Below are 290 nucleotides of genomic sequence, written 5' to 3' on the forward strand. Positions count from 1 at the left end.
TTGCCACTTGAACAAAAAATTCATTGATTCATCGACACTCGGGTATGTTTTGTCGTGTCGTTCTGCGCACTCAGTTAAATTTTTTGTCTTACTCTCTTGCTCTCAGCACATCAAGTGTTGTTACTTGTTGTTACTCAGTCGCCTGCCTTATGCTTTTGGAGAGCGAAAGCACAACGATCCCAGAGAACAACAACAAGTGGCTTATTTTGATACTTATGCGCCACTTGCTACTTATGAGTACAATTGTGCTTTGCCACTTGAACAAAAAATTCATTGATTCATCGACACTC

General features: G+C 40.3%; 1 protein-coding gene. It reads left to right on the top strand.

What is annotated here, in order from left to right; all coding sequences use genetic code 11:
- On the top strand, nucleotides 1–277 hold a 277-nt coding region (locus IFT66_RS23430), incomplete at its 5' end, for a hypothetical protein (protein ID WP_207105893.1).
- Between the last annotated feature and the right edge of the window lie 13 nt (nucleotides 278–290).

The sequence above is a fragment of the Rhizobium sp. CFBP 13726 genome (assembly GCF_014841925.1).
Taxonomy (GTDB): domain Bacteria; phylum Pseudomonadota; class Alphaproteobacteria; order Rhizobiales; family Rhizobiaceae; genus Neorhizobium; species Neorhizobium soli.